The following is a 22,064-nucleotide window of genomic DNA, read 5'->3' as shown; positions in this document are numbered from 1 at the left end:
TAACCAAGCAAATCATAATAAATACCCGCATACTACCCTGTTCTCTTGACAGGTAACTGTCAAAAAATTCCTATCCATTGAGCTGAGTTATTCCCTGCAAGATAAATTTTTTTGTCTTGTAAAAATCATGCTGCATAAAACTTTTAAAGTTTGAGTCACTTCATATGAGTACGCCAACAGAAGCAAAATTTTCGCTAAATTATTATACGGGTTTCTTATCTGTACTATTTGCTGCTTTTCTATGGGGTACAGCAGGTACAGCGGCATCTTTTGCAAAAGGCATTAGTCCACTTGTAATTGCTACCATTTCTGTGGGCTTCGGTGGATTAATTCATACGTTTTTAAGCTTAAAAGCCATTAAAAATAATTACCAAAAACTATTTAACTATAAGTCCCAAATCTTTATTGCCGTTGTTGTTTCAATACTTTGTCCATTTGCATTTTACTCATCTGTCTCTTTAGCCGGCGTATCGATCGGCACCGTAATTTCTATTGGTTGTGCACCTTTGTTTTCAGTCCTTTTAGAATGGATTTTAGATAAACGAAAACTTTCTTTGAAATGGCTCATCAGTTTTATTCTCGGTTTTTTAGGTATTATTTTACTCTCTTATGCAGGAGATCATGCGCAGCATCAAGTCGTGCAATCTGATCGTATTTTAGGGGTGTTTTTTGGCTTACTTTCTAGCCTGAGCTATGCAACATACTCTTGGATAATGAGAAACCTCATTCGCCAAGATGTCGACTCAAGAGCTGCCATGGGAGTGATTTTTGGTATCTCCGCAGTTCTGTTATTACCTACATTGTTGATTACTGCACAAAACCTTTTTGATTATCCAACTAACGTCTGGGTTGCGATCTATATTCCAATTGTTCCTATGTTTTTGGGCTATTTATTTTTTAGCTTTGGTTTAAAACGAATTCCAGCCAGTCAGGCCATGACGTTAGCTTTGGTCGAAATTCCTGTTGCAGCTTTATTGGCAGTTGTTGTAGTAGGCGAAAGTTTAACAATGCATAGCTATTTGGGTTTAATTCTAATTTTTCTCTGCGTTATTGTTCTCACTAAAAAATAATAGATATAAAAAAGAGGCTCAATCATTAGCCTCTTTTTTAAAAGTATTTTCTTAGATTTCAGCTGACCAGTTACGATACCAAGTACGGAATAGTTCATACTGAGTTTCAACGTATTTACGTTGTGATTCACTCAATGCATCAGTCTCATTGAAGTGTAAGGTATATTCTTTATCACCGTTAAGTACCATTAAATATTTATAGTACAGAACAAGATCTGTTCCTTCGTCAAAAGAAGATAAAACTTCTAATGCGCTTGATAACTCTTGTGCTAAACGACGGGCTTTTGCATCACCTGCTGCGGCTTTCTTACTAAGGTCAACCAACTGTAAAACTTCTTTAGGTAAAGCATTACCAATCCCAGTAATCGCACCAGTTGCGTTACAGTTCACGAAGCCATGGAAAACTTGAGTATCTACACCTGCCATTAAGGTTACTGAATCATCTTGTGAAGTAATGAACTCAGCTGCATAACGCATATCGGCAGCACCGCCAAATTCTTTAAAACCAATTAAGTTCGGAAACTCACGGCGTAATTCAAAAAATAAATCTGCACGAGTCGCAAATCCATAATACGGACTATTGTAAATCACCGCAGGTAAGCTTGGTGCTGCTTTTAAAATTGCAGAAAAGTGAGCTTTTTGTGCAGTTGGTGAGGCTCCACGTGATAATACACGTGGAATAACCATAAGCCCTTGTGCACCTACTTTTTCTGCATGAGCTGCATGAGAAACTGCTTCTTTTGAATTAACTGCACCAGTACCAACAATTGTAGGAATGCCAGCAGCAACAAGTCGTGCCACCCCTTCTTGACGTTGAGCTTCGGTTAATAAAGGCCAATCACCCATAGAACCACAATACACTACCGCACTCATGCCCGCTTCAATCAGCTCATGCCCTTTTTTCACAAGCGCGTCAAAATCTGGCTCACGGTTAGGAGTACATGGTGTCATTAGCGCCGGGATACATCCTGTGAAGATATTACTCATAATTATTCCTCAGTAATATAAATAAAATTCTGGGTAGTCGTACTTTCGAGTTAATCCATCTCAAAAGTTATGGAATGGGATTAATAGCTGTTTAATCATTCTTCATATATCGTATACGATATACAACAAAAAAAATAGTCTTTCTCTCTAAATTCTTTAACCAAGTAAAAAACTATATAAATCAAATATTAATATTGTTAAGTGATTAAAAAATTAATTTTTCCTTATATTTTTTTAAAAATAGAATTCAAAAAATTTAAAAATTAGTGCTGAGAAGAGAAATTAAATCCGAGCTTCTAGGCGCTCAATAAACGACCACAGAACATTAGCCATTAGTCGCACCTCTCTATTTTTATTCATTTTTACTGGTAAAGTGCTTTACATGGTTTGATACAACCTACTTAACTCAGATGCATAATTCACCTGTTCTTGCATCTGAAGTTTTTCTGCCTCTAGTCCGCTAGAGGCTTTTTTTATTACTTAATAAAAAAGCCTGCATTTCAGCAGACTTTTATTTCACGATTTAATTTAGCAAAGCTTAATTAACCACAGGTTGCCTGAGTAATTTTCTTAGTTGCTGGATCAATAGTCACTGTAACTCGGTTTGTACGATAATCCATAGTCATAGGCTGACCTGGAGCTACTTTACGCACAATTTCCGATTGAGTTTTTTGCTTAATTTGGTCATCAGTAAGTCCAGATTGACCTACCAATTTTTGAGCTTCTTCTGCTACACAGTTCGCTTGATTATCACGGAATAATTTCCATTCTTCAACGACCTGACCGTTTGGTAAATGACAATACCCAACCTGTCCATTTGCTTCATTTCTAATTTCTAATTTCCCGCCTTGTTCAACACAATATTGACTAGCTGGGTTTGGTGAACCAATTTTTGGTGGAGTTGAATCTTTATGTTGTGCAGATGAACAAGCCGTTAACGAAACAAGCGCTAAACCAAGAAAGATAATTTTTTTCATAAATTTTTGCTTCTTAATAAAAAAATAAAGATATCAAAAAAATTCATGTTTCATGGGTCTTGTTTACAATAAAAAACTCTCTTAGCAATTTTATTAACCGATCTTTAATTGATTGGAATTTAAAATATTCTGTCTTAAAAACAATTATTAAAATATTGTAATTAAGGTCTTTCTAAAATTCGTGCTCCGGAACCTTCTTGTCCTAAAACATCTTCAGGATTTCTTAAAGGGCATTGCTCTAGTGACAAGCAACCACAGCCAATACACCAGTCCATTTCATCACGGAGTCTAGTTAATTTTTGAATACGCTCATCCAGATCTTTTCGCCAATGGCTTGATAACTCTTTCCACTGTTTGGCTGTTAATTTGCTTCCCATAGGATATGCACTAAGAGCTGCTTTAATTTCATCTAAGGAAATCCCTACTCTTTGAGCAACTTTAATAATCGCAATATATCTTAAAACGATTAATGGGAAACGGCGTTGATTACCATTCGTTCTTAGACTTTTTATGAGCCCTTTCGCCTCATAAAAATGCAGAGTCGAGACAGGAACTCCACTCCTTTTTGCTACTTCACCCACTGTCAACACTCGACTAGAGTCAGCTTTTTTATTTTCACTTATCATGATTGACCTCAACTTTACTCGAGGTTTATAAGAGAGCCTCTGTGTTTTGTCAAATGAATAAACCAAGCAACTTGAATGCTATAAGAGCCATTTCTCCGAGTTTGTTGGTCTTAACTTTTCGATAAAACCTGAGAAGATAAATTTGATGAGATTATTAATTCAGTGAAGTCTATAAAATGAGTTGCTAACATTTAAATTTAAGAAATTAATTTTGTTGAGTACATGGGCATCCGCAAATCCAAAACATGTTGTAAACAAAAGGCATTGGTGCTCCTAGAGGATAGACCTTAGCTTGTTCGATTTTATAAGTTTTTTTACGTGACTCAATGTGAAGTATATTATCGTAACGCGCAACAACGATTCCCTTTTTATATAATTTTTTTCGTTCATTCTTTGCATCAAATTTATATACCAAAAAGTAAACTTTTTCTCCTACGCTGATCTTTGAATGATTAACCATAATGTAACCATTACAATACTTACATTGCCAATCTTTCATATCTCAAATTATCACACGCTTAAGTTTAAAAACACATTGAATTTTATAGTATAGATTTATTAAAGCTACAAATCTAAAGAAATATTTTAATTGAAAAAATAAGGTTTTTTTGTGATGCACATCACAAATAAAAACCATGAAAATTACAAATTATATCTAGATACATCAATCACTTACCAAATAAAATTTTAGGTTTATTATTTTCATAAATATAAAATTCTTATATATTTTATATTGTCATATAGTATAAAAGACAGAGAAATTAAATATGATATATAATTAATTCTTAATACTTTACAATATACGTATTTCATTATATTTAACTTAATATTAAATGGAGTAATAAATTATTTTTAAATATTAAATTAATTTCACTTTTAATTGAAAATAATTCAGTTCACATAATATAAACTCCGAATATATAATTATTAGAATTGCAATTTAATTTTTTATTATGGCAACTCAACGTTTAAAATTAGAACTCCCATCTGGACATGATCAATTATTACTTCACTCTTGTTGTGCTCCTTGTTCAGGAGAAGTCATGGAAGCATTGATTGATTCTGGAATTAAATTTTCAATATTTTTTTATAATCCTAATATTCATCCAGTAAAAGAATATCTAATCCGTAAGGAAGAAAATATTCGTTTTGCAGAAAAGCATAATATCCCATTTATCGATGCAGATTATGACACGGATAATTGGTTTGCCCGAGCCAAAGGTATGGAGGATGAACCCGAACGCGGCATTCGTTGTACCATGTGTTTTGATATGCGTTTCGAGCGAACTGCCCTTTACGCACATGAACACGGCTTTAGTCTCATCAGTAGTTCGCTAGGAATTTCTCGTTGGAAGAATATGGCTCAAATTAATGACTGCGGAATTCGGGCAGCATCTCATTATCCCGATATTCAATATTGGGATTATAACTGGCGCAAAAATGGCGGCTCTAGTCGAATGATTGAAATTAGTAAGCGAGAGGAATTCTACCAACAGGAATATTGCGGCTGTGTATATTCTTTGCGTGATACCAACCGTTGGCGTATGAGTAATGGTCGAGATCGAATTAAATTAGGTGTTAAGTTTTATAGTAATGCCATGGAAGAAGATTAATTTTTATTTCTCTTTAAGAATTAATTAAGTTATTCGGAACTATATTTATTTTTGATAAAAAAACGGCCACATCTGGAGAATGTGGCCAAAAGGTGTACTAAATAAGCTTTGATGTAGTTAGATTAATTGTGCTAGCTTAAAATAATATTAATTAAAATTAATTTTTAAAAATTTTAATAACCTCTCTATTTTCATATAACCAATTGATCATCATAGAAATTCGTATTTAAGCATTTAAAAATGATTAAATTTATCTAAATAACAAAACTTAGGCTATTATTTTTCTTGTAAATATTGTGCAATTTTTTTAATGTTTTCAATAATTTCATTAGGTGTGTGGGCCGCATAGCCAAAAAGTACCGCGGCCTTTTTGTTTGGCATCTGACAATATCTTGATAGTGGTTGAACAGCCAAGTTTAGAGCTGAACATTGATCAATAAATTCTTGCTCTGTCCTCTCACCTTTTAACCAGCACACTGCATGAATACCTGAATCTGTGGGTTGAACACTAAGCACATCTGAAAGATGCTCATCAATAGTTTTAATCAAGGCTTGTTGGCGCTCATAGCAAGCTTTTCGAACTTTGCGCACATGCCGCGCATAGTGACCTTTTTGTATAAATTGAGACAAAGCCACTTGCTCTAAATAAGAACTTCGAACATCCGTATAGTATTTTGCTGCACTAAAGGTTTCGATCAATGCTTCAGGCACAACCATGAATCCTAACCGAAATTCTGGAAACATCATTTTGGTAAAAGTACCAGAGTAAATAACTCTTTGCTGCTGATCTAAACCTTGTAGAGCTTGAATAGGATGTGTGCCATAGCGGAACTCACTATTATAGTCATCTTCAAAAATCCATTTCCCTTGTTGAGATGCCCAATCGAGTAACGAAAAACGGCGGGCAAGACTTAAGGTTCCACCTATAGGGAATTGATGTGAAGGTGCTGTATAGACCAGTTTGCTTTTTGAATAACGATGAATAATATCAGAGACTAGCATTCCCTCTTCATCACTTTCAACTAAATTTACCTGTGCACCAAAACTTCGAAAAATGTTAAAAGCAGCGTCATAGCCTGGTTCATCTAAACACACCTCATCATTGGCTTGAAGTAAAGCATAGGCCGTTAAATGAATAGCTTGCTGCGTCCCATTTACGATAATAATTTGCTCTTCTTTGCAGTTCAGCCCTCGGGTGGAGCGAACATATTCACAAATAGCCTGACGTAGAGGCAAATAGCCACGCGGGTCGTGAAATTGACCAAGCTGACAATACGACTGCCGCCAAGCTTGATTTAATAACTTTCCCCAAAGTTGATGAGGAAATAAGTCAACACAACCTACCCCCACATGGAACATTTTTTTCTTTTGACTTGACCACGACTGCTCTCGCCATGAATCCAATAAAGCTTCAAGATTCGGATTAATATTTAAGGATTGATGATTATTTTTAGACGTTTTTTTTGAATTTTCTTGAACATGTATTAACTGATCTGGCACAACCTCAGCAACATAGGTACCCGAACTTGGTTTGGTAAATAAATATCCCTCATCAAGTAATCGTTCAAGAGCCGTCAATACAGAATTTCTTGAAATTGACATCATCTCTGCCAAGGCACGACTTGAGGGTAATTTTGTTCCAGCAGTTAGCCTTCCATCTAAAATTGCATCACGCAAAGCCGAATATAGCCCATCTTTAATCTGCCCTTTTGGCAAAATCAAATGTGGGAAAGATGCCGAAATCGAAGCTGCCATAACAAACTGGTACTGTAAAAAATATCAAAAGTGTACCTTATAAAAATACCACTATCAAAACTACACTCTAATTGTCCATTTTCCATTACTTTAAAATAGAGTGTAATTATTATGCAAAATCAAGATATTCAAATCATCCCTGTTCAACAGCAAGACTATTTACAATGGGAAAAATATTGGCTCGCCTATCAAAATTTTTATCAGGTCAATTTACCTCTTCACGTCACAAAAGTGACTTGGGAACGCTTTTTCGATGAAAATGAACCCGTTTATTGTGCTGTTGCCAAACAAGGCGAGCAAGTTTTGGGAATTGTGCATTATGTTATTCATCGTTCAACATGGGCAGAAAATAATTATTGTTATTTAGAAGACCTCTATGTTTCACCTGAAGTTCGTGGACAACACATTGGTAAGCAACTTATTGAATATGTGCAGAAGCAAGCAATTGTACACAACTGTGACCGTTTATATTGGCATACTCAAGAAAGCAACCACACAGCCCAAAAGCTTTACGATTGGATTGCCCAAAAACCCGGGATTATTGAATATCGTATGCCGTTGAACTAAAGAAAGTAAAAAAACACCGAAAGCTGGAGTGCTTTTGGTGTTTAAATCTTAGCAAAAATAAGCTTAATCACTTTGTCATTAATAGTTGAGCATTGATTAAACGCTGCAAAACGCTTGAGCTCTTGCTCCAATTCGAAAAAGAAGACTTCCTTATTTTTTACTGTTTTTTCTAGATGTAGACTAATTACTTCTAACTCTTTTATAGAACGATGCGCTTTACAATCTACTCGGCCGACTAACTCATCTTGATATAGAATCGGCAAACAAAAATAACCATATACCCGTTTAGCTGCTGGCACATAGCATTCAATCCGATAATCAAACTCAAATAAAGAAGTTAAACGGTCACGATGAATAAGCGAGTTATCAAAAGGTGAAAGTATTTTTAAACCGAACTCAGTATTAAGCTTTTGTTCTATTGCAGCGGCATCAACATATAGCGTTTGACCATTCTCGAGCTTAATTGCCGATACTACACCTGCGTCAATCTGCTCCATCAGAACGGCACGCATAGTTTCTTTTAAATCATTTTTCTTTAAATGAACCAGTTGTTTCCATGTAAATGCACCATGTGCTCGAAGTGTATTATTAAATAAATACTGCGCATATTCATAAAGCGTAGGCATAGTTAAATCAATATTTTCAGGCAAGCAGCGCTCGGTCAAATCATAGACCTTTTCCATTCCGTTACGCTCACAGATCATCAGGTCACCCTGCATATATAATTGCTCAAACGCACGGCGGCCTGGTCCGGTATTCCACCAGTTTCCTAAACTCTTTTTATTATTCTTATCAATATCTCTTAATCGAATTTTACCTTCAGCACGAACACGCGCTAAAATTTCATTCATAAGCTGCTGATCGCCTCTATTAAAATAACGGCTTTCCCCTTTCCTAACAGACATCATGGCAGGCAGTGCATAGCGATAATCTTTTATAGGAAGATAAGATGCGGCATGATACCAATATTCAAAAATCTGGCGCTCGCGTACCAAACTATTGAGATGACTTAGATCATAATCAGGCACTCGGCTCCACAATATATGGTGATGAGCTCGCTCTACAACCGATATGGTATCAATCTGCACATATCCTAAATGCTCAATCGCCTGTAAAGTGCCTTCCAAACCTTTGGTAAATCGACTAGTTTTTCCTAGGCCTTGATTGAATAAAGTAAGCTGTTTCAAAGAAGAAGTCATAAAAATCAAATATTGTTGTATTCATTTAAAAGCGGGAAATTTTCAGTTCTATCGTATCACTATTTCCTGATTTACTTGTGTTTTAGAATCGGTAATTCTCTATAAAAAGAATCACGATTAACTCAACGTTCGTTTTACAGACTCAGCTTAAAATAACTTTTAGGCGCCAATCTAATCACTAAAATAACTACTAATATCACACTGGCTAAATGGAAAAGCCATCCCGCTTTGTAAGCCCCCGTAAGATCATGCAAAATTGCAATAATCCATGGCGGAATTGCTGCCAATAAGAAACCACCACCTTGCATCAGTGCAGATAAAGCACCTGCATAAATCGGCTCATCAAAATGATCTAATGCAACTATAAGCGTTAAGGCAAAACATCCTCCTAAACCCACGCCTAAACAAATTGCCCAAAGTATAGAGGCAAACTCAGGCATAAAAGCCATTCCGGCAAACCCAATCATTTGCATAGCTAACGTAAACCATAGCCATGGACGTCGGTCTTTATATTTCCTTGCTAAAACGGGCAAAATAAGTGCTGAAGCTGCTTGGCTCAAGGCCAGTAAAGCAAGTAGTTGTCCACTTTGCGCTGCGCTCCAACCCTGATCTTGAAAAGAAGGCGCTAACCAAGCTACGACTGATGAGTAGCCACCATTTACAAGCCCGAAACAAGCCATTAATAACCAAGTTCGAGGTTGATTTAATAACTTTCTTACAGGCGCACGATGAATGGATGAGCCAACTTTTGTAGGTAAAAAAGCCAGGGCCAATATAAATGCAAATAAAGCTGGAATAGCAAAAAAAGCCAGTCCAATTGACCAAAAGCCCGTTATATTTGAAATTATGGGAGCTAAGCATGCTCCTAACGCCCCACCGCCCATGAGCATAGCTGAATAAAGCCCCATCATCGGACCTATGTATTGGCTAAATTCTCGTTTAATCATGCCTGGAAAAGCTGCTTGTATCATCGCAACGCCAAATCCAATTACTATTGCGCTAATAATTAATCCTTCGGCTGTAGGTAATAAAAAACGGACAGCACATCCCGCACAAATGGCAAGTAATGCACCGAGAATAGCTTTTCGTTCGCCCACATAGTTCTGCAATATTGGCCCAACAAATGCAACAAGCCCCATAAGCATCATCGGTAGCAAAGTAAGTAGTGCCATTCCTTGTAGGCTTAAGCCAGTGGCTGTTCGAATATTGGCAATCAATGGTCCAATACTTGTGATAAATGGTCTTAAATTAAGGCCCACCAAAGCTACCGTTACAACAAGCATGGGACGAGTCAAAAAAACTCCAGACTGCTTCATTCTTCTGAGCCTAAATTCTTGGCTTGATAATTCTTCCAATGCACATAAAGATCAGTGCGGCTTTCAACTCTGATCGGTATATATTGAATTTTCATTGATTGCTCAGAAAACGGCTTGGCAAGCTCAATATATATTTCGGCTGTAGACAAACCAAATGGTGCTCCATCTTCATTAGAATATGCATAGCTCACCGACTTGATACCTGCTAAACGCATTGCAGCCATACACATTGGGCATGGATGGCCACTTACATACACAGAACAGCCTTCTAAGTTGGCAGATCCTAAAACTTGGCTGGCTGCACGAATCGCTAGTAATTCGGCATGTGCAGTGGGATCATTTGTTGTCAGAATCTGATTTACACCTGAAGCAATAATTTCTCCATTCTTTACAACCACTGCTCCAAATGGCCTCCCACCTTTTTCAATATTGTTATAGGCAAGCTCAATCGCATTACGTAAAAACTGTTCACCTTTTTCCATCATGTACTCTCACTTTTTATTTTGCACCAGCTGCAAGAAGTCTTTTTTCAATTTCGCGGTAGCCTCGTGAACGTGCATGTTGTAATGGCTTAATGCCGTCTTTATCTGCTAAGTTCGGATCGGCACCTGCTTTTAGTAAAAGCTCTACAATGCGTTGATATTTTGGTTCTCCATTGCCCAAAATAATGGCCTTAATCAATGCGGTCCACCCTAAATTATTGACATGATTAACATCTACACCAGCGGCAATTAATGTACGAACTGTTTCAACATGGCCTCGCTCCGCTGCGGGAATGAGCGCCGTCCCACCGTAACGATTAGTACTTTTTAAGTTCGCACCATGCATGAGTGTCATTCTTAAAATTTTTAAATATCCCTGTGCGCCGGCGTACAAATACGGACTATCTTGAATATTATCTTTTGCATTTACATCGGCACCCGCCTCTATCAGCATATGAGCAGCATGTACATTATTTGCTCTTGTTGCGACCATCAAAGCAGTCGAACCAGTTTCATCCCGCTCATCAATTAAAGCCTTTTGAGATAAAATATTTTTTATAGATTGAGTGTCGTTATTTATTGCTGCCTGATGTAAAGGGTACTCACTCATTGCATTCGTCATATTTGTAAAACCTAAAGCCCCTAACGCGACGATCAGATTCACCCATATTAGTGACTTACGCATGCTGGTCTCCCAATAGAAATTTATGGCAAAACATTTTGCAAATAGAATAAACATCACCAAAAGTATTTGGAAATTAAATTATTTAATCGATACTATTAAGATTATAAATACTTATCTAATCTGCTTTTAAACCTAGCGGTGCATAATATGTTTGATCCTCGCCTTTTACGTGCTTTTGTCACTATTTTTGAAACGGGCAGTTTTACCGCAGCTGCTGATCGATTACACCTGACTCAATCAACGATTAGTCAGCAGTTAGCACGGCTTGAAGAATCAGTGGGTCATGCGCTTATAGATCGAACAGCAAGACCTTTCAAATTGACCGTTTCGGGAGAATATCTGATTGGTTATGCACAAAGGATTTTGACTCTTCAACAAGAAGCTGAGGCCCTACTTAAAGATCCGGCAGGAAGTATTCCTATTCGTATTGGTTTACCAGAAGATATGATGAGTTCTGCAATGGCTGAAGTTTTCGGTATATTTGCCAAAGAGCATCGTTCCATTCGTTTAGACGTAACCTCTGGCTTAAGCCGGAACCTAACAGAGCGTTATCGGAATGGTGAATTCGATATTATTATTGTCAAAGAACCCGCGGCCAGTGCTGATCACCACGCTACATTCCCAGAAGAAATGGCATGGTTTGCAAGTGAAAACTCAAAGACTACATGGGCTGACCCCGTGAGTTTAGTCACTTTTCCTCAAGGAGGACTTTATAGGGACGAAATGTTCGCAACCTTAGAACGTGAGCGGCGACGTTGGTATATTGCTTTTACTGGTAGTAGCCTAGAAAGCGTGTTAGTCAGTGTTGAAACAGGATTAGGGTTATCTTTATTGCCTGTAGCTACGACCAATGGACGTAGAGTACGTCGATATGATTCATTAGGTGCTGTGCCACCTATGGTCGTTTCAATTTACACGTGGGAAAAAGCTGGGATCATTTCCCAGCTTGTAGATAAAATGACGTCTGTTTTACAAAAACGTTTTCAATCCTCAATCAATGTTTAACTTATATCATTCGAACTTTCAGCGATAAGTTTTTCCGCCATTTCTTGAGTTTTTCTTAAGCCCGGCATACGGAATTCGGTATGCCCATAATCTTGGATAGATTTCCAACGTCCACCCCAAGTCAAACCAACAGATTCGGCAACTTGTCCATATAACCGATAGCCTTGCATCGCCCATGGATCCCGTTCAGAAATAACCACTTTCCCATTTCGTTTAAATGCTACATCAGCAGCTAAACCAAATTGATGATAGCTTTGATACCCCCTCGCTCTAGTCGTGTTAGGATTGCCCGCCAGCATATTCTGACGTGCTGGGCTACGATAACCTTCTAATAGAACCAACTCATAACCATACTGTTCTTTCATGATTTTAAAGACCATGAGTAAACGCTGTTTATAACGTGGGTTCATTTTGTCCCATTTACGATCAACCAAAGTCGTGTCCAGAATAGCTCGACCATCGAAACTTGCATTATCAATCGGTGAAGAATTAATAGCTCCACTATTTTGAGACGAATATTGCTGCTCTAACTGCGTAGCCTCAACAATTGCGGCCTCAATTAAGCTTTCATCCACTTCTGGCGGTGGTGATAATATTTCACCATTTAAAAGTGCATAGATTTGAGGGTCAGTTTTTTTCAGATATTCAGCTTCAATTCGAGTTGAACTAATGGGACGAGTAAAAGCAAAAATTAATATACTGGCAAACAAAAAAAAGCCAGCAATTACAATCCACCATTGCTGTAAATACCAATGAGATTGTAATTTTTCAGGAGCAGCTGCCTGATTCATCGTTTGAGCAAATTGCTTCACCTGATTCAGCTGTTTACGGCCTTGTGGCAGTAACGACAAGACGAAATCTTTGCTTCTACTCCTTAGTTCATAAGACATTAAAAATGCTAAACCAATTGCCAAGCACGTAAAGCAAAAGAAAATGAGAAAGATCATCATCAGTTCATTAATTCACGGCAAAAGGACTACGTGTAATTTTAATATCTACCGATGCTTTAGGTGGTTCGACCTCAGGTTCTGGTTCGGCTGGAGCTTTACTCTCAACTACGGGTTTAGCCTGTACCACTTGCTGCTGCGGCTTACCCACTGTTTTTTGCTGAGCTGGCTGTACTTTAGGTTGAGTCGTTTTAGCTACGCTTGTCTGTAATTGAGGCACAACTTGAACTTTCTTCTCACCTGTTAGCTGCTCATCAAATGGTGAAACTCGCTGTTCATTCGCAGCAACAGTTTTATGCGGAACAGGTTTAAAGATATTACTTAATTCATTATCTTTTGGCTGTTCAAAGCCATCACGGCTCATTGAGTCTGTGTCGTTGTCTTGGCTTACAGCAACCTGATTTTGTTCATCAGAAGAATGAGCAGCATCTTGATTTAAAATTTGCTCTTCTGTTGATTTACTCTCAATTGCTGCTGATTCCGGCGAATTCGGTTGAGACAAGAACAGGAATAGCGAGATGCTGACAAACACCCCTGCAATTACACCAATCACAATATAAAGTAGTGGTGATTTCGGCTTTTTTTTATTCGATTGTAAAACTCGAATAGAAGTTGGTTTTTCCTGAGCCATTTCGTACCATCATCAAGGTAAATAAATTGTAATATGCGCTTGCTCTTGAGGAGCAGAAATCACATTTTGATAATTAGATAATGCTTTATCATTTTGATTGTTCAGCATAAATCTTAAGCCTGCAAAAGTAAGTAATGCAAAAATCAATAAAAAGATCAAAATCCAAAAGAAAGGAACTTCGCGATGAATAATATTCCGTATTTGATCGGGAATTGCAGAGAACGGCGAAAATGCAACTTTTTTCCCTTTTAAATAGTCGATCTCATCACCCACTCGTGATACTAAGTGGTTAAGACTTTCAATAGACTCAATGCGGTACTTACCTTGAAAACCAAGTAAAAGGCAGTAATGAAATACTTCAAGAGCAGCTAGTCGTTCTTTTCCACGGCTTCGCAATTGCTCCAAAATTTCAAAAAAGCGATAGCCCGCTAACTGAGAACCAAACAAGCTCAATTGCAATGGGCTAATCAGCCAAGCATTTTGTAAATTAAAATAGCTTGGATCTTGTTGCGTTACGATGGTTTCATCAATTAATGCACAAAATGCATATTTAGCATCATGAATATCATCAGCTGAAAATTGTAGTTTTTTAGCTTGTTGCTCAAATTGATTAAGCAAATTTAAGGTTTTTTCACGGAATTGCTGCGCATCTGCCGGCACATATTGATTTCGAATTAAAAAAATCAAATAAAAGCCATCATGCAATAAATCAATAAGATTAATTGCCTGTAGTTTTGCCTGCGACTGACTATTGTTATTTCCACCCGTCCCGATTTGCCCATCGTCAAATAAAGAAGGAGCGCCTGTAGATTGTGACATTTTTCTCTCCTTTACCGTTAAGCGTTCATGACCGCAATCAATTCAATACTGATATCTTGGAAACCAGCTGGAACATAAATACAGATCGTCTCTGAATCTAACATGCGCTGATATAGCTCGTGATGCGGTTCAATTTCAAAATAACTCACCCCAGAACGTACCGGTATCGCAGTTGGAACCTGAATCAAATGATGTAATGGAATCGCAGGTAATGCAGCAACTACACGTTGCTCTACATCTAAAGTGCTACCAATCTTAAATCGTAAAGGTACGATCTGGATTAACTCATGAGTCTGCATAGCACTACTTGATACTGCAATATAAAGTCGAGTGTCTCGAGTAATCTTATCGGTTTCAAGACTTCCCACCCAATATGAAGGCCGGATCTCTTTAAGCGCAATACTGATATAACGACTTGAAATAATCGTATCGAGTAAATCACGTAGAATCGTGTCTAACTGAGTAAAACTTTCTTGTAAATTATGGTGTTTATAAGCAGGCAGCTGATCAACATCATAGGCTGTCGAGAAAGTTAATAATGAACCTGCTAAACGCAATAATTCGAAAAACAACCGTTCTGGATGGATTTGTGGATATTGCACAAAGTGATTTAAACCAGCGTGAGCTGTATTTAAGGCATTCACTAACCAGAAAGAAACGATATCGCCTGAACGGAATTCAATTAATTTCTGTTCATTTTCTCGGTTATTGGTTTGAATCGTCTTAATTTTTGCCTTAATAACATTTAGAGTTCTTTTTAAATTTGAAATGAGTGTTTCAGAGGCATCCACGTGCAAAATTGGTGGAATAAACTTTCGGTCAATTTCAAAAGCACCAGAGCTTTGACGCTTAATTTTTCCAATCGGCAGATATAAAAAACCATCTAAATTATGGTCTGGATTACTATGAATATCTAATAATTTAAAAACAGCACGGCGGCGTAGCAAACTAATATCCGCTTCGGTAGCATTCGTAAATAGATCATGCGTTTCGACAAGGTGAGATTGATATCTGCCCTTTTGCGCTTGATTTTGATCAATGAGATTTTGCTTATTGGCTTGTAAAAGCGGCAATGCCAAATAGATTAGCATCTCACCACGTAAATTAAGATCATCTAATAAAATTGGTTCAGGCAATAAATCATATGCAGGCGCCTGATAAATTTCACCGTCTTGCCAGATCATCTCTACAGACTCAAGAGCAAGAATATGCGTACTCAATTGAGCCTCATCGAAACTTAACTTCTGAATACCATACGAAAAAGGCACAACCGCACGAACCGTATGATTTAGGCGTTGTTCATGATAGGTATCTTGAATTTGGAAATGTTGCGGTCTTAAAAATAAACCTTCGCCCCACAGGACTTTTTCAGCTTTAAACATATGTCTTTACCAATCTTTATTCATATTCATTTTTAGGCTGCACACCTAACATTTCCTGAACCATTTGTAATGGATGCTCATCTTTAATGACTTGCGCTAACCATTCATGTAATGGCATTTGACTCCATTTAATCGTTTTTTGAAGCATATAACTCACAGGGCTATGAGGTTCATTTGCTTGGAAGTAATCTGCAATCTCTTGCAGCACTTTCATTGCTTGCTCTCGGTTAGCCAAGTGCGTTTGTGCTTGAGGCTGAAAAGCAGGCTGAGCTGAAACAACTTGTACAGGCGCTTGATTTTCCATAGATGAACTCGTGATGACAGTAGCCTGTTCTTGGATTGGTGCAAGTCCTGCACCAAAAGCTTCTGCTTTATAAATCTTGCGTAATGTGCTGTGAATAGTCTCAAATGCTGAATCAATCGCAGCAAAACTTGGCGAATCTAGTCCCATTAAATGATCGAGAGTTTGCTTTAAAACATCCCATTCAGTTAACACTGAACTAAAATCTTGATAGTTAGAATATTGAAAAGTTTTAGACGTATTAAAAATAGCTTGGTCGAATTGTTCTAGTTCCGATGGCCCCGACTGGCTGTCATACTCTTCAGTTTGTTTACGGCGAACATTTTCGTGATAAAGAAAATTATCGTAATCAAGCAAATTATAATAAGGAGCCGTATTGGTTAAAGAAACTTTCTTTAACAACATCGGAAGTTGATTAATTAAACCCTGTAATAAACCAATGCGTTGATCTAAATCATCATCTTCAATAATAGGATGAATTTCCTGCCAGTATTGATTTAGCATGGAATGGCTTAAAGTTAAACTTTTCGCCATACCTTCAAAACCATAAAGATGAGTCCAAGCTTCTAAGAGCCAAGTTAATAGACGAATATCTTTCGTTTTATCTTTTAACAAAACACTTGTGTTCTTTGCTACAAAGTCCCAATCGGCTTGTTTGCGCTCAGCAACCCAATCACCTTGATCTAGCAATAGATCATCTTGTGTCTTCGCTTTTTTTATTTCATGAAATTCATTAGAAAATGAAAAGTCGTCACCACAAGGCAAACTATCACTAATGGGTTCAAGTAGTTCAGAAATATCAATATTCATCTAATTTTAGCTCTATTCAATTTTAAACTTCTGACTTCAATTTTTTACTAGTCCTTTTTTTAGCAGCTTTTGCAACCGGGTCTAGTACATATTGAATTTCGTCATCTTTAGCATCAATCATGATAATTTTTGGTAGTTTTTGCTCTGCTAAAGCCACCAAAATTTCTGTAGCCAATGCAGGTAACACTGTAGAATTTAAAATATTATCAACGTTACGTGCACCGCTATCGACTTCTGTGCAACGGCTTAAGAGTAGCTCTACCAAATCATCAGAATACTGGACTTGTGTTCCATATTGTTTCTCAATTCTTGCGGTGATCTTGCCTAACTTATGCTTAATGATTCGTACAAGGAGATCATCATGCAATGGGAAATATGGCACCACTCTCATTCGGCCTAAAAATGCGGGCTTAAATTGTTTATATAAACTTGGTTTTAGGTGCTCAATCAACTCTTCAGCTGTAGGCCATTCTTCTACAGGTCTATTTAAACAAGCTTGCATAATGGCACTTGAACCAACATTTGAAGTCAGCAAGATAGTGGTGTTCTTAAAGTCAATTACTCGTCCTTCACCATCTTCTAAAGTACCTTTGTCAAATACTTGATAGAACAGTTCCTGAACATCACTATGAGCTTTTTCAATCTCATCAAGCAACACAACACTGTAAGGATTACGGCGAACAGCTTCTGTTAAAACACCCCCTTGACCATATCCGACATACCCTGGAGGCGCACCTTTTAATGAAGATACCGTATGCGCTTCTTGATATTCAGACATATTAATAGTGATTAAATGCTGCTCACCACCATATAATTCATTTGCCAAAGTTAATGCAGTTTCAGTTTTACCCACACCACTTGGGCCAACCAAAAGGAATACCCCTTGTGGCTTATTAGGATCTTCAAGCTTTGCTTTTGAAGTTTTAATACCTTGAACTAATTGTGTGAGTGCATAATCTTGCCCCATTACACGCTCGCCCAATTTATCTTCAAGCGTTAATATCTGTTTAATTTCATCATTGACCATTTTTCCAACAGGAATACCAGTCCAATCAGAAATAATTTCATTAATAATTTGAGAGTTTACTCTTTCAAATACTAATGGTTGCTGGCCTTGAATTTCAGCAAGTTCCTTACGCAGTAGATTGATCTGATCATAAGCTTCAGACTCATTAGCATGATTTTGTGCTTCTAAAACCTGAATTTTATGAACAAGTTCTAATTCCTTTTGCCACTGCTCTTCGGTTTCCTGAATTTCTTTTTGCAAAGATTCTAAATTAGCTTTTAAAGCTTCCAATCGTTCATGATGAATTGGAATCTGACGATGCTCATTTTCTAAAATTTGCTGTTCAAGTTTTAAGTTATGTTCTTGGGCCTTTAACTGGTCAAGCTTTACTGGTTGAGCATTTTGGGTCAACGCAACACGTGCTGCTGCCGTATCAAGAACACTAACTGCTTTATCCGGAAGTTGACGGCCACTAATATATCGATGTGAAGAGTGAACCGCTGTAACGATCGCCTCATCATCAATTTGTAATTTAAAATGCTGCTGCATGACTGGAATCATCGCACGCAACATATCTACCGCAACTTCTTCGGTTGGCTCTTCTACTTTCACCACCTGAAAACGTCGGCTCAGTGCCGCATCTTTTTCAAAATACTGTTTATATTCTGCCCAAGTAGTCGCAGCAATCGTGCGTAATTCACCACGTGCAAGCGCTGGCTTTAAAAGATTTGCAGCATCATTTTGCCCTGCTTGTCCACCAGCACCAATTAAAGTATGCGCTTCATCAATAAATAAGATAATAGGATGAGTAGAAGCTTGAACTTCTTGAATCACTTGCTTTAGACGATTTTCAAATTCGCCTTTAACGCTTGCACCTGCCTGTAATAGTCCCATATCCAGCACATGCAAATGAACATTTTTAAGGGCATTTGGTACTAAACCTTGAGCAATTTTTAAAGCTAGACCTTCAACCACGGCAGTTTTACCAACGCCTGGCTCACCAGTTAAGATCGGATTGTTTTGGCGTCGACGCATTAAAATATCGAGCATTAAGCGAATTTCATATTCACGCCCAATAACTGGATCTATACCGCCTTTTTTCGCTTTTTCAGTGAGATTAATCGTATATTGATCAAGCGCAGGTGTTTTAGCTGTTTTGGTATTTGTTACAGTTGCGTCTGTTGGTTCCGCTTCATCCGAAAGCGTTTTTGTCTCATCTTGTTGTTCAACACTCTTCTCACAAATTTCAAGAAACTTATGTTTCATTGAATCAATTGGTAAAAGATCAAATAAACTCGAAGCTCTCGTTGCAATTTGATATAAATCAGGCGCAGTTAACAGTGCAACTAATAAATGACCGCTACGAATAACTGGATTTTGTTCAGCCGAGGCCAATAACCAAGCTTGCTCAAACAAACGAACAATAGATTTAGCAAAAATAGGAGTTCGAGTATTACCTTTTGGTAATTGAGAAATTGTTTCTTTTAAATCATCAGCTAAAGCTTCAGATGAAATTTTATACTTCTTTAATAAAATTTTTAAATCATTCTCTAAAGATTGATTAAGTAATTCTAAAAATAAATGCTCAATTTCAATTTCGTAATTTTGTTGAATAACACAAGCATTAGCCGATTTTTCTAAAGCAGTTCGTGCAACTGTAGAAAGTTTTGTAATTAAAATTTTTAAATTACTCATCATTACTCTCAATATTTTTAAATAATTTAATGCTTAAAATCATAATGCCTGTATATTAACAAAATTCAGCTTTATCAGACAAACTACTCATCATTTCAAGCGTTAATATGTTTTAGTAGATATTTATATCTATATAAAAATATCTCTACCCTTATCCTTGATTAACTAAACTCTGTTTTGGCAATAATTTACAGCCACATGATAAGGAATCATTTACACGTGCTGCGGATTTTCCCATAACAAGCATATTTGGATCTCCCGATACAATCGTAGAAACCGTTTTGTGTAACGGACAAGTTGCCTTATCTCCTACACAGGCAATTGCAATTCCATCAATTAAAAATGTACTGTTCCCTGAAATGACTTGCCCTCCACCAGTGGTTGGGCATCCAATCGTAATGTAAGGGCTAGCCATGTTCTTCTCCTTCTATTTATAGAACAGTAAACTCAATTCGACGGTTTTTCTTTCTGCCTTCTGGAGAAGTGTTATCTGCAACTGGCTTAGATGAACCTAAACCTTCTGTAGATAAATGATCGGCAGGAATACTTTTACTAATCAAATAGTTTTTCACTGCTAATGCTCGATCTTGGCTAAGTTTTAAGTTTTTAGTCGCATCACCGGAACTATCAGTATGACCAATAATTTTGACTTTTTTACCGCCTACTTTATTTAAAGCAACAGCCATCTCGTCGAGAATTTTTTGACCTGCATCAGTTAAAACTGCACTACCAGACTCAAACTCAATAATTCGATTTTTAAGTGCGTCATCAATGATTTTTTGCTCAGCCTGATTGACTGATAACTGTGAATACAGTTGATATGGTGGCTGCACTAACCCTTGAAAAGATTGAATTGTAGGCTGGATATCTGCTGGATTCAGCATTTTTCCACTTAGCTCAAATCGAGTACCATTTACGCTTAATTTCCCTTGCGAAACCTTTTTAAGATCAGGGGTAATCACTCGCGTCACCGAGTCACTCCACCCATTTGGAGCGGCTACAGGTCTTACTTGTATTTTATCTACAACCTGATCGGCACCATAAACAGACTGCATTTTTAATAAGATGGCCTGTTTACTGGCTTCGTTAGGAACTACACCTTCTACAACAATCGGCTGAGCCAAAGCATAATTAGCAATAGCATAGATAAAACAGCCTTTTACGAGCTGTAAAAGTTTAGTTTGATATCGTTGATTCATTATTATTCACCCAAAAAAGTCTGTCTAAATAGTTTTAAGCCTTGGTTTAAACTTAATTGGCGTTGGCATAATGATTGTTCCAGCGTAGCTAAACCAGCATTCTGCTCCAAGTAAGTATCAATCCACTGAGCTTCAATTAGAGAAACCCAATGCTTACTATCCATATTCTGAGTAAAAATATCGCTAAGGGCTAAAATATCAGCCCCTTGAAAACCGAAGAATAATACGGGTTGATCTCGATGTAATAAACCTATCAATACCTCAGTATTATGTTCTTTTAAAAAGCGACAAATAATGCTGACCCAAAATGCTGCTATTTCATAACTGTAAGCAGGATTATTAATAGGCAAAATTAAAACTTTATTTAAGCGACTCGTTCCATTTTGTAAAATTGGTTGTAGTAATAATCCCAGCCCAATCATACTTTGCGCCAATTCATAAATACTTAACTTCATGAGTTGAGCAAATGAATGCATCGTATGATTTTCATAGAAACCTACACACTCGCGTTCAGTTAAAACCTGAATCTGATTTTGTAAGTGACCTAATTTCCCAAGTAATAGATCCGAATCTTTGATTCCTTTTAAAGCCCGATTGTTTTGGAATAAATCAACGAGTACATGTTTATAGCTATATGGCGCATATAACAAATTATCATATGGCAAATCAATTTCTAATAAATGGCTCAGTACCATTGGAAAAGATCGACCTGAACTATCTTCACTTGCCAGTAGGTTCGCCGCTAAAAACATATTTTCTTTTGGATTTGCAATAAAGAAATCCAGTGAAGGCAATGTGTTATAAGCTTCTTTAAAGCTACCCGATTGCATTGCATATTCCAATGCTTCAGTAATCCACTGATCAAGTAATTGTATTAGCGCATTCTGACCTTTTGTTTTTAAAAAGTCACCTCGTGCAGGACTTTTGCCGTAATACAAAGGAGTGGTCTTTAATGTTTGCATTATTGCTCCTCCTTTCGCAGTGAGGTTATT

General features: G+C 37.2%; 22 protein-coding genes. 4 read left to right on the top strand and 18 right to left on the bottom strand.

Going from position 1 to position 22,064, the window contains the following annotated elements; translation table 11 throughout:
- Positions 1 to 164 precede the first annotated feature (164 nt).
- Entirely contained in the window at positions 165 to 1,070 is a 906-nt protein-coding gene (locus tag KTI78_RS10705) for a DMT family transporter (RefSeq protein ID WP_061875063.1), read from the top strand.
- A 51-nt stretch (positions 1,071 to 1,121) separates the two neighbouring features.
- Here KTI78_RS10705 and KTI78_RS10700 read toward each other — a convergent pair whose 3' ends face one another.
- The 4 genes from KTI78_RS10700 to KTI78_RS10685 all read right to left on the bottom strand — a co-directional run bounded on the left by KTI78_RS10700 (position 1,122) and on the right by KTI78_RS10685 (position 4,159).
- Positions 1,122 to 2,057 carry a dihydrodipicolinate synthase family protein gene (locus KTI78_RS10700; RefSeq protein WP_000065199.1) on the bottom strand — a complete coding sequence of 312 codons (936 nt, stop codon included), beginning with the start codon at positions 2,055 to 2,057 and terminating at the stop codon, positions 1,122 to 1,124.
- 542 nt (positions 2,058 to 2,599) lie between these two features.
- The gene (locus KTI78_RS10695) at positions 2,600 to 3,034 is read right to left on the bottom strand and encodes an I78 family peptidase inhibitor (RefSeq protein ID WP_057074789.1); all 435 of its coding nucleotides are present in this window, start codon (positions 3,032 to 3,034) and stop codon (positions 2,600 to 2,602) included.
- Between the two features lie 161 nt (positions 3,035 to 3,195).
- Positions 3,196 to 3,660, bottom strand: coding sequence for a redox-sensitive transcriptional activator SoxR (soxR, locus tag KTI78_RS10690; RefSeq protein ID WP_262446082.1), 465 nt, complete (start codon positions 3,658 to 3,660; stop codon positions 3,196 to 3,198).
- A gap of 205 nt (positions 3,661 to 3,865) precedes the next feature.
- On the bottom strand, positions 3,866 to 4,159 hold the full coding sequence (locus KTI78_RS10685; RefSeq protein ID WP_057105736.1) for a hypothetical protein: 294 nt from the start codon (positions 4,157 to 4,159) through the stop codon (positions 3,866 to 3,868).
- 454 nt (positions 4,160 to 4,613) lie between these two features.
- Here KTI78_RS10685 and KTI78_RS10680 point away from each other — a divergent pair, with 454 nt between their 5' ends.
- Complete coding sequence (locus KTI78_RS10680; protein ID WP_016141448.1) at positions 4,614 to 5,273, top strand: epoxyqueuosine reductase QueH; 660 nt, start codon at positions 4,614 to 4,616, stop codon at positions 5,271 to 5,273.
- A 276-nt stretch (positions 5,274 to 5,549) separates the two neighbouring features.
- Here KTI78_RS10680 and KTI78_RS10675 read toward each other — a convergent pair whose 3' ends face one another.
- Positions 5,550 to 7,028, bottom strand: a complete 1,479-nt coding sequence (locus KTI78_RS10675; protein ID WP_262446081.1) for a PLP-dependent aminotransferase family protein — start codon at positions 7,026 to 7,028, stop codon at positions 5,550 to 5,552.
- Between the two features lie 111 nt (positions 7,029 to 7,139).
- Between KTI78_RS10675 and KTI78_RS10670 the strand changes: the two genes are divergently transcribed.
- The gene (locus KTI78_RS10670) at positions 7,140 to 7,595 is read left to right on the top strand and encodes a GNAT family N-acetyltransferase (RefSeq protein WP_262446080.1); all 456 of its coding nucleotides are present in this window, start codon (positions 7,140 to 7,142) and stop codon (positions 7,593 to 7,595) included.
- Between the two features lie 41 nt (positions 7,596 to 7,636).
- Here KTI78_RS10670 and KTI78_RS10665 read toward each other — a convergent pair whose 3' ends face one another.
- From KTI78_RS10665 to KTI78_RS10650, 4 genes are all read right to left on the bottom strand, one after another.
- Positions 7,637 to 8,794, bottom strand: coding sequence for a winged helix-turn-helix domain-containing protein (locus KTI78_RS10665; protein ID WP_262446079.1), 1,158 nt, complete (start codon positions 8,792 to 8,794; stop codon positions 7,637 to 7,639).
- Between the two features lie 134 nt (positions 8,795 to 8,928).
- Positions 8,929 to 10,110, bottom strand: coding sequence for a cyanate transporter (locus KTI78_RS10660; protein WP_262446078.1), 1,182 nt, complete (start codon positions 10,108 to 10,110; stop codon positions 8,929 to 8,931).
- A complete protein-coding gene (locus KTI78_RS10655; RefSeq protein ID WP_262446153.1) occupies positions 10,107 to 10,592 on the bottom strand; it encodes a nucleoside deaminase in 486 nt (161 codons plus the stop codon). Before KTI78_RS10655 ends, KTI78_RS10660 begins: the two co-directional genes overlap by 4 nt.
- 16 nt (positions 10,593 to 10,608) lie before the next feature.
- On the bottom strand, positions 10,609 to 11,277 hold the full coding sequence (locus KTI78_RS10650) for an ankyrin repeat domain-containing protein (protein WP_262446076.1): 669 nt from the start codon (positions 11,275 to 11,277) through the stop codon (positions 10,609 to 10,611).
- Between the two features lie 147 nt (positions 11,278 to 11,424).
- Here KTI78_RS10650 and KTI78_RS10645 point away from each other — a divergent pair, with 147 nt between their 5' ends.
- Entirely contained in the window at positions 11,425 to 12,282 is an 858-nt protein-coding gene (locus KTI78_RS10645; protein WP_262446075.1) for a LysR family transcriptional regulator, read from the top strand.
- Here the strand turns inward: KTI78_RS10645 and KTI78_RS10640 are convergent.
- The 9 genes from KTI78_RS10640 to tagF all read right to left on the bottom strand — a co-directional run bounded on the left by KTI78_RS10640 (position 12,279) and on the right by tagF (position 22,034).
- On the bottom strand, positions 12,279 to 13,232 hold the full coding sequence (locus KTI78_RS10640) for a M15 family metallopeptidase (protein ID WP_262446074.1): 954 nt from the start codon (positions 13,230 to 13,232) through the stop codon (positions 12,279 to 12,281). The genes KTI78_RS10645 and KTI78_RS10640 overlap by 4 nt on opposite strands.
- Positions 13,233 to 13,239: 7 nt before the next feature.
- Complete coding sequence (locus tag KTI78_RS10635) at positions 13,240 to 13,860, bottom strand: hypothetical protein (protein WP_262446072.1); 621 nt, start codon at positions 13,858 to 13,860, stop codon at positions 13,240 to 13,242.
- 12 nt (positions 13,861 to 13,872) lie between these two features.
- The gene (gene icmH / locus KTI78_RS10630) at positions 13,873 to 14,679 is read right to left on the bottom strand and encodes a type IVB secretion system protein IcmH/DotU (RefSeq protein ID WP_016141458.1); all 807 of its coding nucleotides are present in this window, start codon (positions 14,677 to 14,679) and stop codon (positions 13,873 to 13,875) included.
- Between the two features lie 17 nt (positions 14,680 to 14,696).
- Positions 14,697 to 16,061, bottom strand: a complete 1,365-nt coding sequence (tssK, locus tag KTI78_RS10625) for a type VI secretion system baseplate subunit TssK (RefSeq protein WP_016141459.1) — start codon at positions 16,059 to 16,061, stop codon at positions 14,697 to 14,699.
- Positions 16,062 to 16,077: 16 nt separating this feature from the next.
- Positions 16,078 to 17,172: a type VI secretion system protein TssA gene (gene tssA / locus KTI78_RS10620; protein WP_262446071.1), complete on the bottom strand. Its 1,095-nt coding sequence runs from the start codon at positions 17,170 to 17,172 to the stop codon at positions 16,078 to 16,080.
- A 22-nt stretch (positions 17,173 to 17,194) separates the two neighbouring features.
- Entirely contained in the window at positions 17,195 to 19,876 is a 2,682-nt protein-coding gene (gene tssH / locus KTI78_RS10615; RefSeq protein ID WP_262446069.1) for a type VI secretion system ATPase TssH, read from the bottom strand.
- Positions 19,877 to 20,024: 148 nt separating this feature from the next.
- The gene (locus tag KTI78_RS10610; RefSeq protein ID WP_004793184.1) at positions 20,025 to 20,288 is read right to left on the bottom strand and encodes a PAAR domain-containing protein; all 264 of its coding nucleotides are present in this window, start codon (positions 20,286 to 20,288) and stop codon (positions 20,025 to 20,027) included.
- A gap of 16 nt (positions 20,289 to 20,304) precedes the next feature.
- Positions 20,305 to 21,072 (bottom strand): OmpA family protein, encoded by a 768-nt coding sequence (locus KTI78_RS10600; RefSeq protein WP_262446067.1) that lies wholly within the window; start codon positions 21,070 to 21,072, stop codon positions 20,305 to 20,307.
- Between the two features lie 2 nt (positions 21,073 to 21,074).
- The gene (gene tagF / locus KTI78_RS10595) at positions 21,075 to 22,034 is read right to left on the bottom strand and encodes a type VI secretion system-associated protein TagF (RefSeq protein ID WP_016141464.1); all 960 of its coding nucleotides are present in this window, start codon (positions 22,032 to 22,034) and stop codon (positions 21,075 to 21,077) included.
- Between the last annotated feature and the right edge of the window lie 30 nt (positions 22,035 to 22,064).

It is taken from the genome of Acinetobacter sp. WU_MDCI_Abxe161 (assembly GCF_025514355.1).
In the GTDB taxonomy this organism is placed as follows: Bacteria; Pseudomonadota; Gammaproteobacteria; order Pseudomonadales; family Moraxellaceae; genus Acinetobacter; species Acinetobacter pittii_E.
This window is presented reverse-complemented; position numbering and strand designations above follow the sequence as displayed.

Bases quoted from the DNA above. Each gene is read 5' to 3' on its own strand.
- tagF (WP_016141464.1), bottom strand. From the start codon at position 22,034: ATGCAAACATTAAAGACCACTCCTTTGTATTACGGCAAAAGTCCTGCA.
- KTI78_RS10665 (WP_262446079.1), bottom strand. From the start codon at position 8,794: ATGACTTCTTCTTTGAAACAGCTTACTTTATTCAATCAAGGCCTAGGA.
- KTI78_RS10645 (WP_262446075.1), top strand. From the start codon at position 11,425: ATGTTTGATCCTCGCCTTTTACGTGCTTTTGTCACTATTTTTGAAACG.
- KTI78_RS10700 (WP_000065199.1), bottom strand. From the start codon at position 2,057: ATGAGTAATATCTTCACAGGATGTATCCCGGCGCTAATGACACCATGT.
- KTI78_RS10650 (WP_262446076.1), bottom strand. From the start codon at position 11,277: ATGCGTAAGTCACTAATATGGGTGAATCTGATCGTCGCGTTAGGGGCT.
- soxR (WP_262446082.1), bottom strand. From the start codon at position 3,660: ATGATAAGTGAAAATAAAAAAGCTGACTCTAGTCGAGTGTTGACAGTG.
- tssH (WP_262446069.1), bottom strand. From the start codon at position 19,876: ATGATGAGTAATTTAAAAATTTTAATTACAAAACTTTCTACAGTTGCA.
- KTI78_RS10610 (WP_004793184.1), bottom strand. From the start codon at position 20,288: ATGGCTAGCCCTTACATTACGATTGGATGCCCAACCACTGGTGGAGGG.
- KTI78_RS10640 (WP_262446074.1), bottom strand. From the start codon at position 13,232: ATGATGATCTTTCTCATTTTCTTTTGCTTTACGTGCTTGGCAATTGGT.
- KTI78_RS10695 (WP_057074789.1), bottom strand. From the start codon at position 3,034: ATGAAAAAAATTATCTTTCTTGGTTTAGCGCTTGTTTCGTTAACGGCT.
- tssK (WP_016141459.1), bottom strand. From the start codon at position 16,061: ATGTTTAAAGCTGAAAAAGTCCTGTGGGGCGAAGGTTTATTTTTAAGA.
- KTI78_RS10635 (WP_262446072.1), bottom strand. From the start codon at position 13,860: ATGGCTCAGGAAAAACCAACTTCTATTCGAGTTTTACAATCGAATAAA.
- icmH (WP_016141458.1), bottom strand. From the start codon at position 14,679: ATGTCACAATCTACAGGCGCTCCTTCTTTATTTGACGATGGGCAAATC.
- KTI78_RS10675 (WP_262446081.1), bottom strand. From the start codon at position 7,028: ATGGCAGCTTCGATTTCGGCATCTTTCCCACATTTGATTTTGCCAAAA.
- KTI78_RS10685 (WP_057105736.1), bottom strand. From the start codon at position 4,159: ATGAAAGATTGGCAATGTAAGTATTGTAATGGTTACATTATGGTTAAT.
- KTI78_RS10705 (WP_061875063.1), top strand. From the start codon at position 165: ATGAGTACGCCAACAGAAGCAAAATTTTCGCTAAATTATTATACGGGT.
- KTI78_RS10655 (WP_262446153.1), bottom strand. From the start codon at position 10,592: ATGGAAAAAGGTGAACAGTTTTTACGTAATGCGATTGAGCTTGCCTAT.
- tssA (WP_262446071.1), bottom strand. From the start codon at position 17,172: ATGAATATTGATATTTCTGAACTACTTGAACCCATTAGTGATAGTTTG.
- KTI78_RS10600 (WP_262446067.1), bottom strand. From the start codon at position 21,072: ATGAATCAACGATATCAAACTAAACTTTTACAGCTCGTAAAAGGCTGT.
- KTI78_RS10670 (WP_262446080.1), top strand. From the start codon at position 7,140: ATGCAAAATCAAGATATTCAAATCATCCCTGTTCAACAGCAAGACTAT.
- KTI78_RS10660 (WP_262446078.1), bottom strand. From the start codon at position 10,110: ATGAAGCAGTCTGGAGTTTTTTTGACTCGTCCCATGCTTGTTGTAACG.
- KTI78_RS10680 (WP_016141448.1), top strand. From the start codon at position 4,614: ATGGCAACTCAACGTTTAAAATTAGAACTCCCATCTGGACATGATCAA.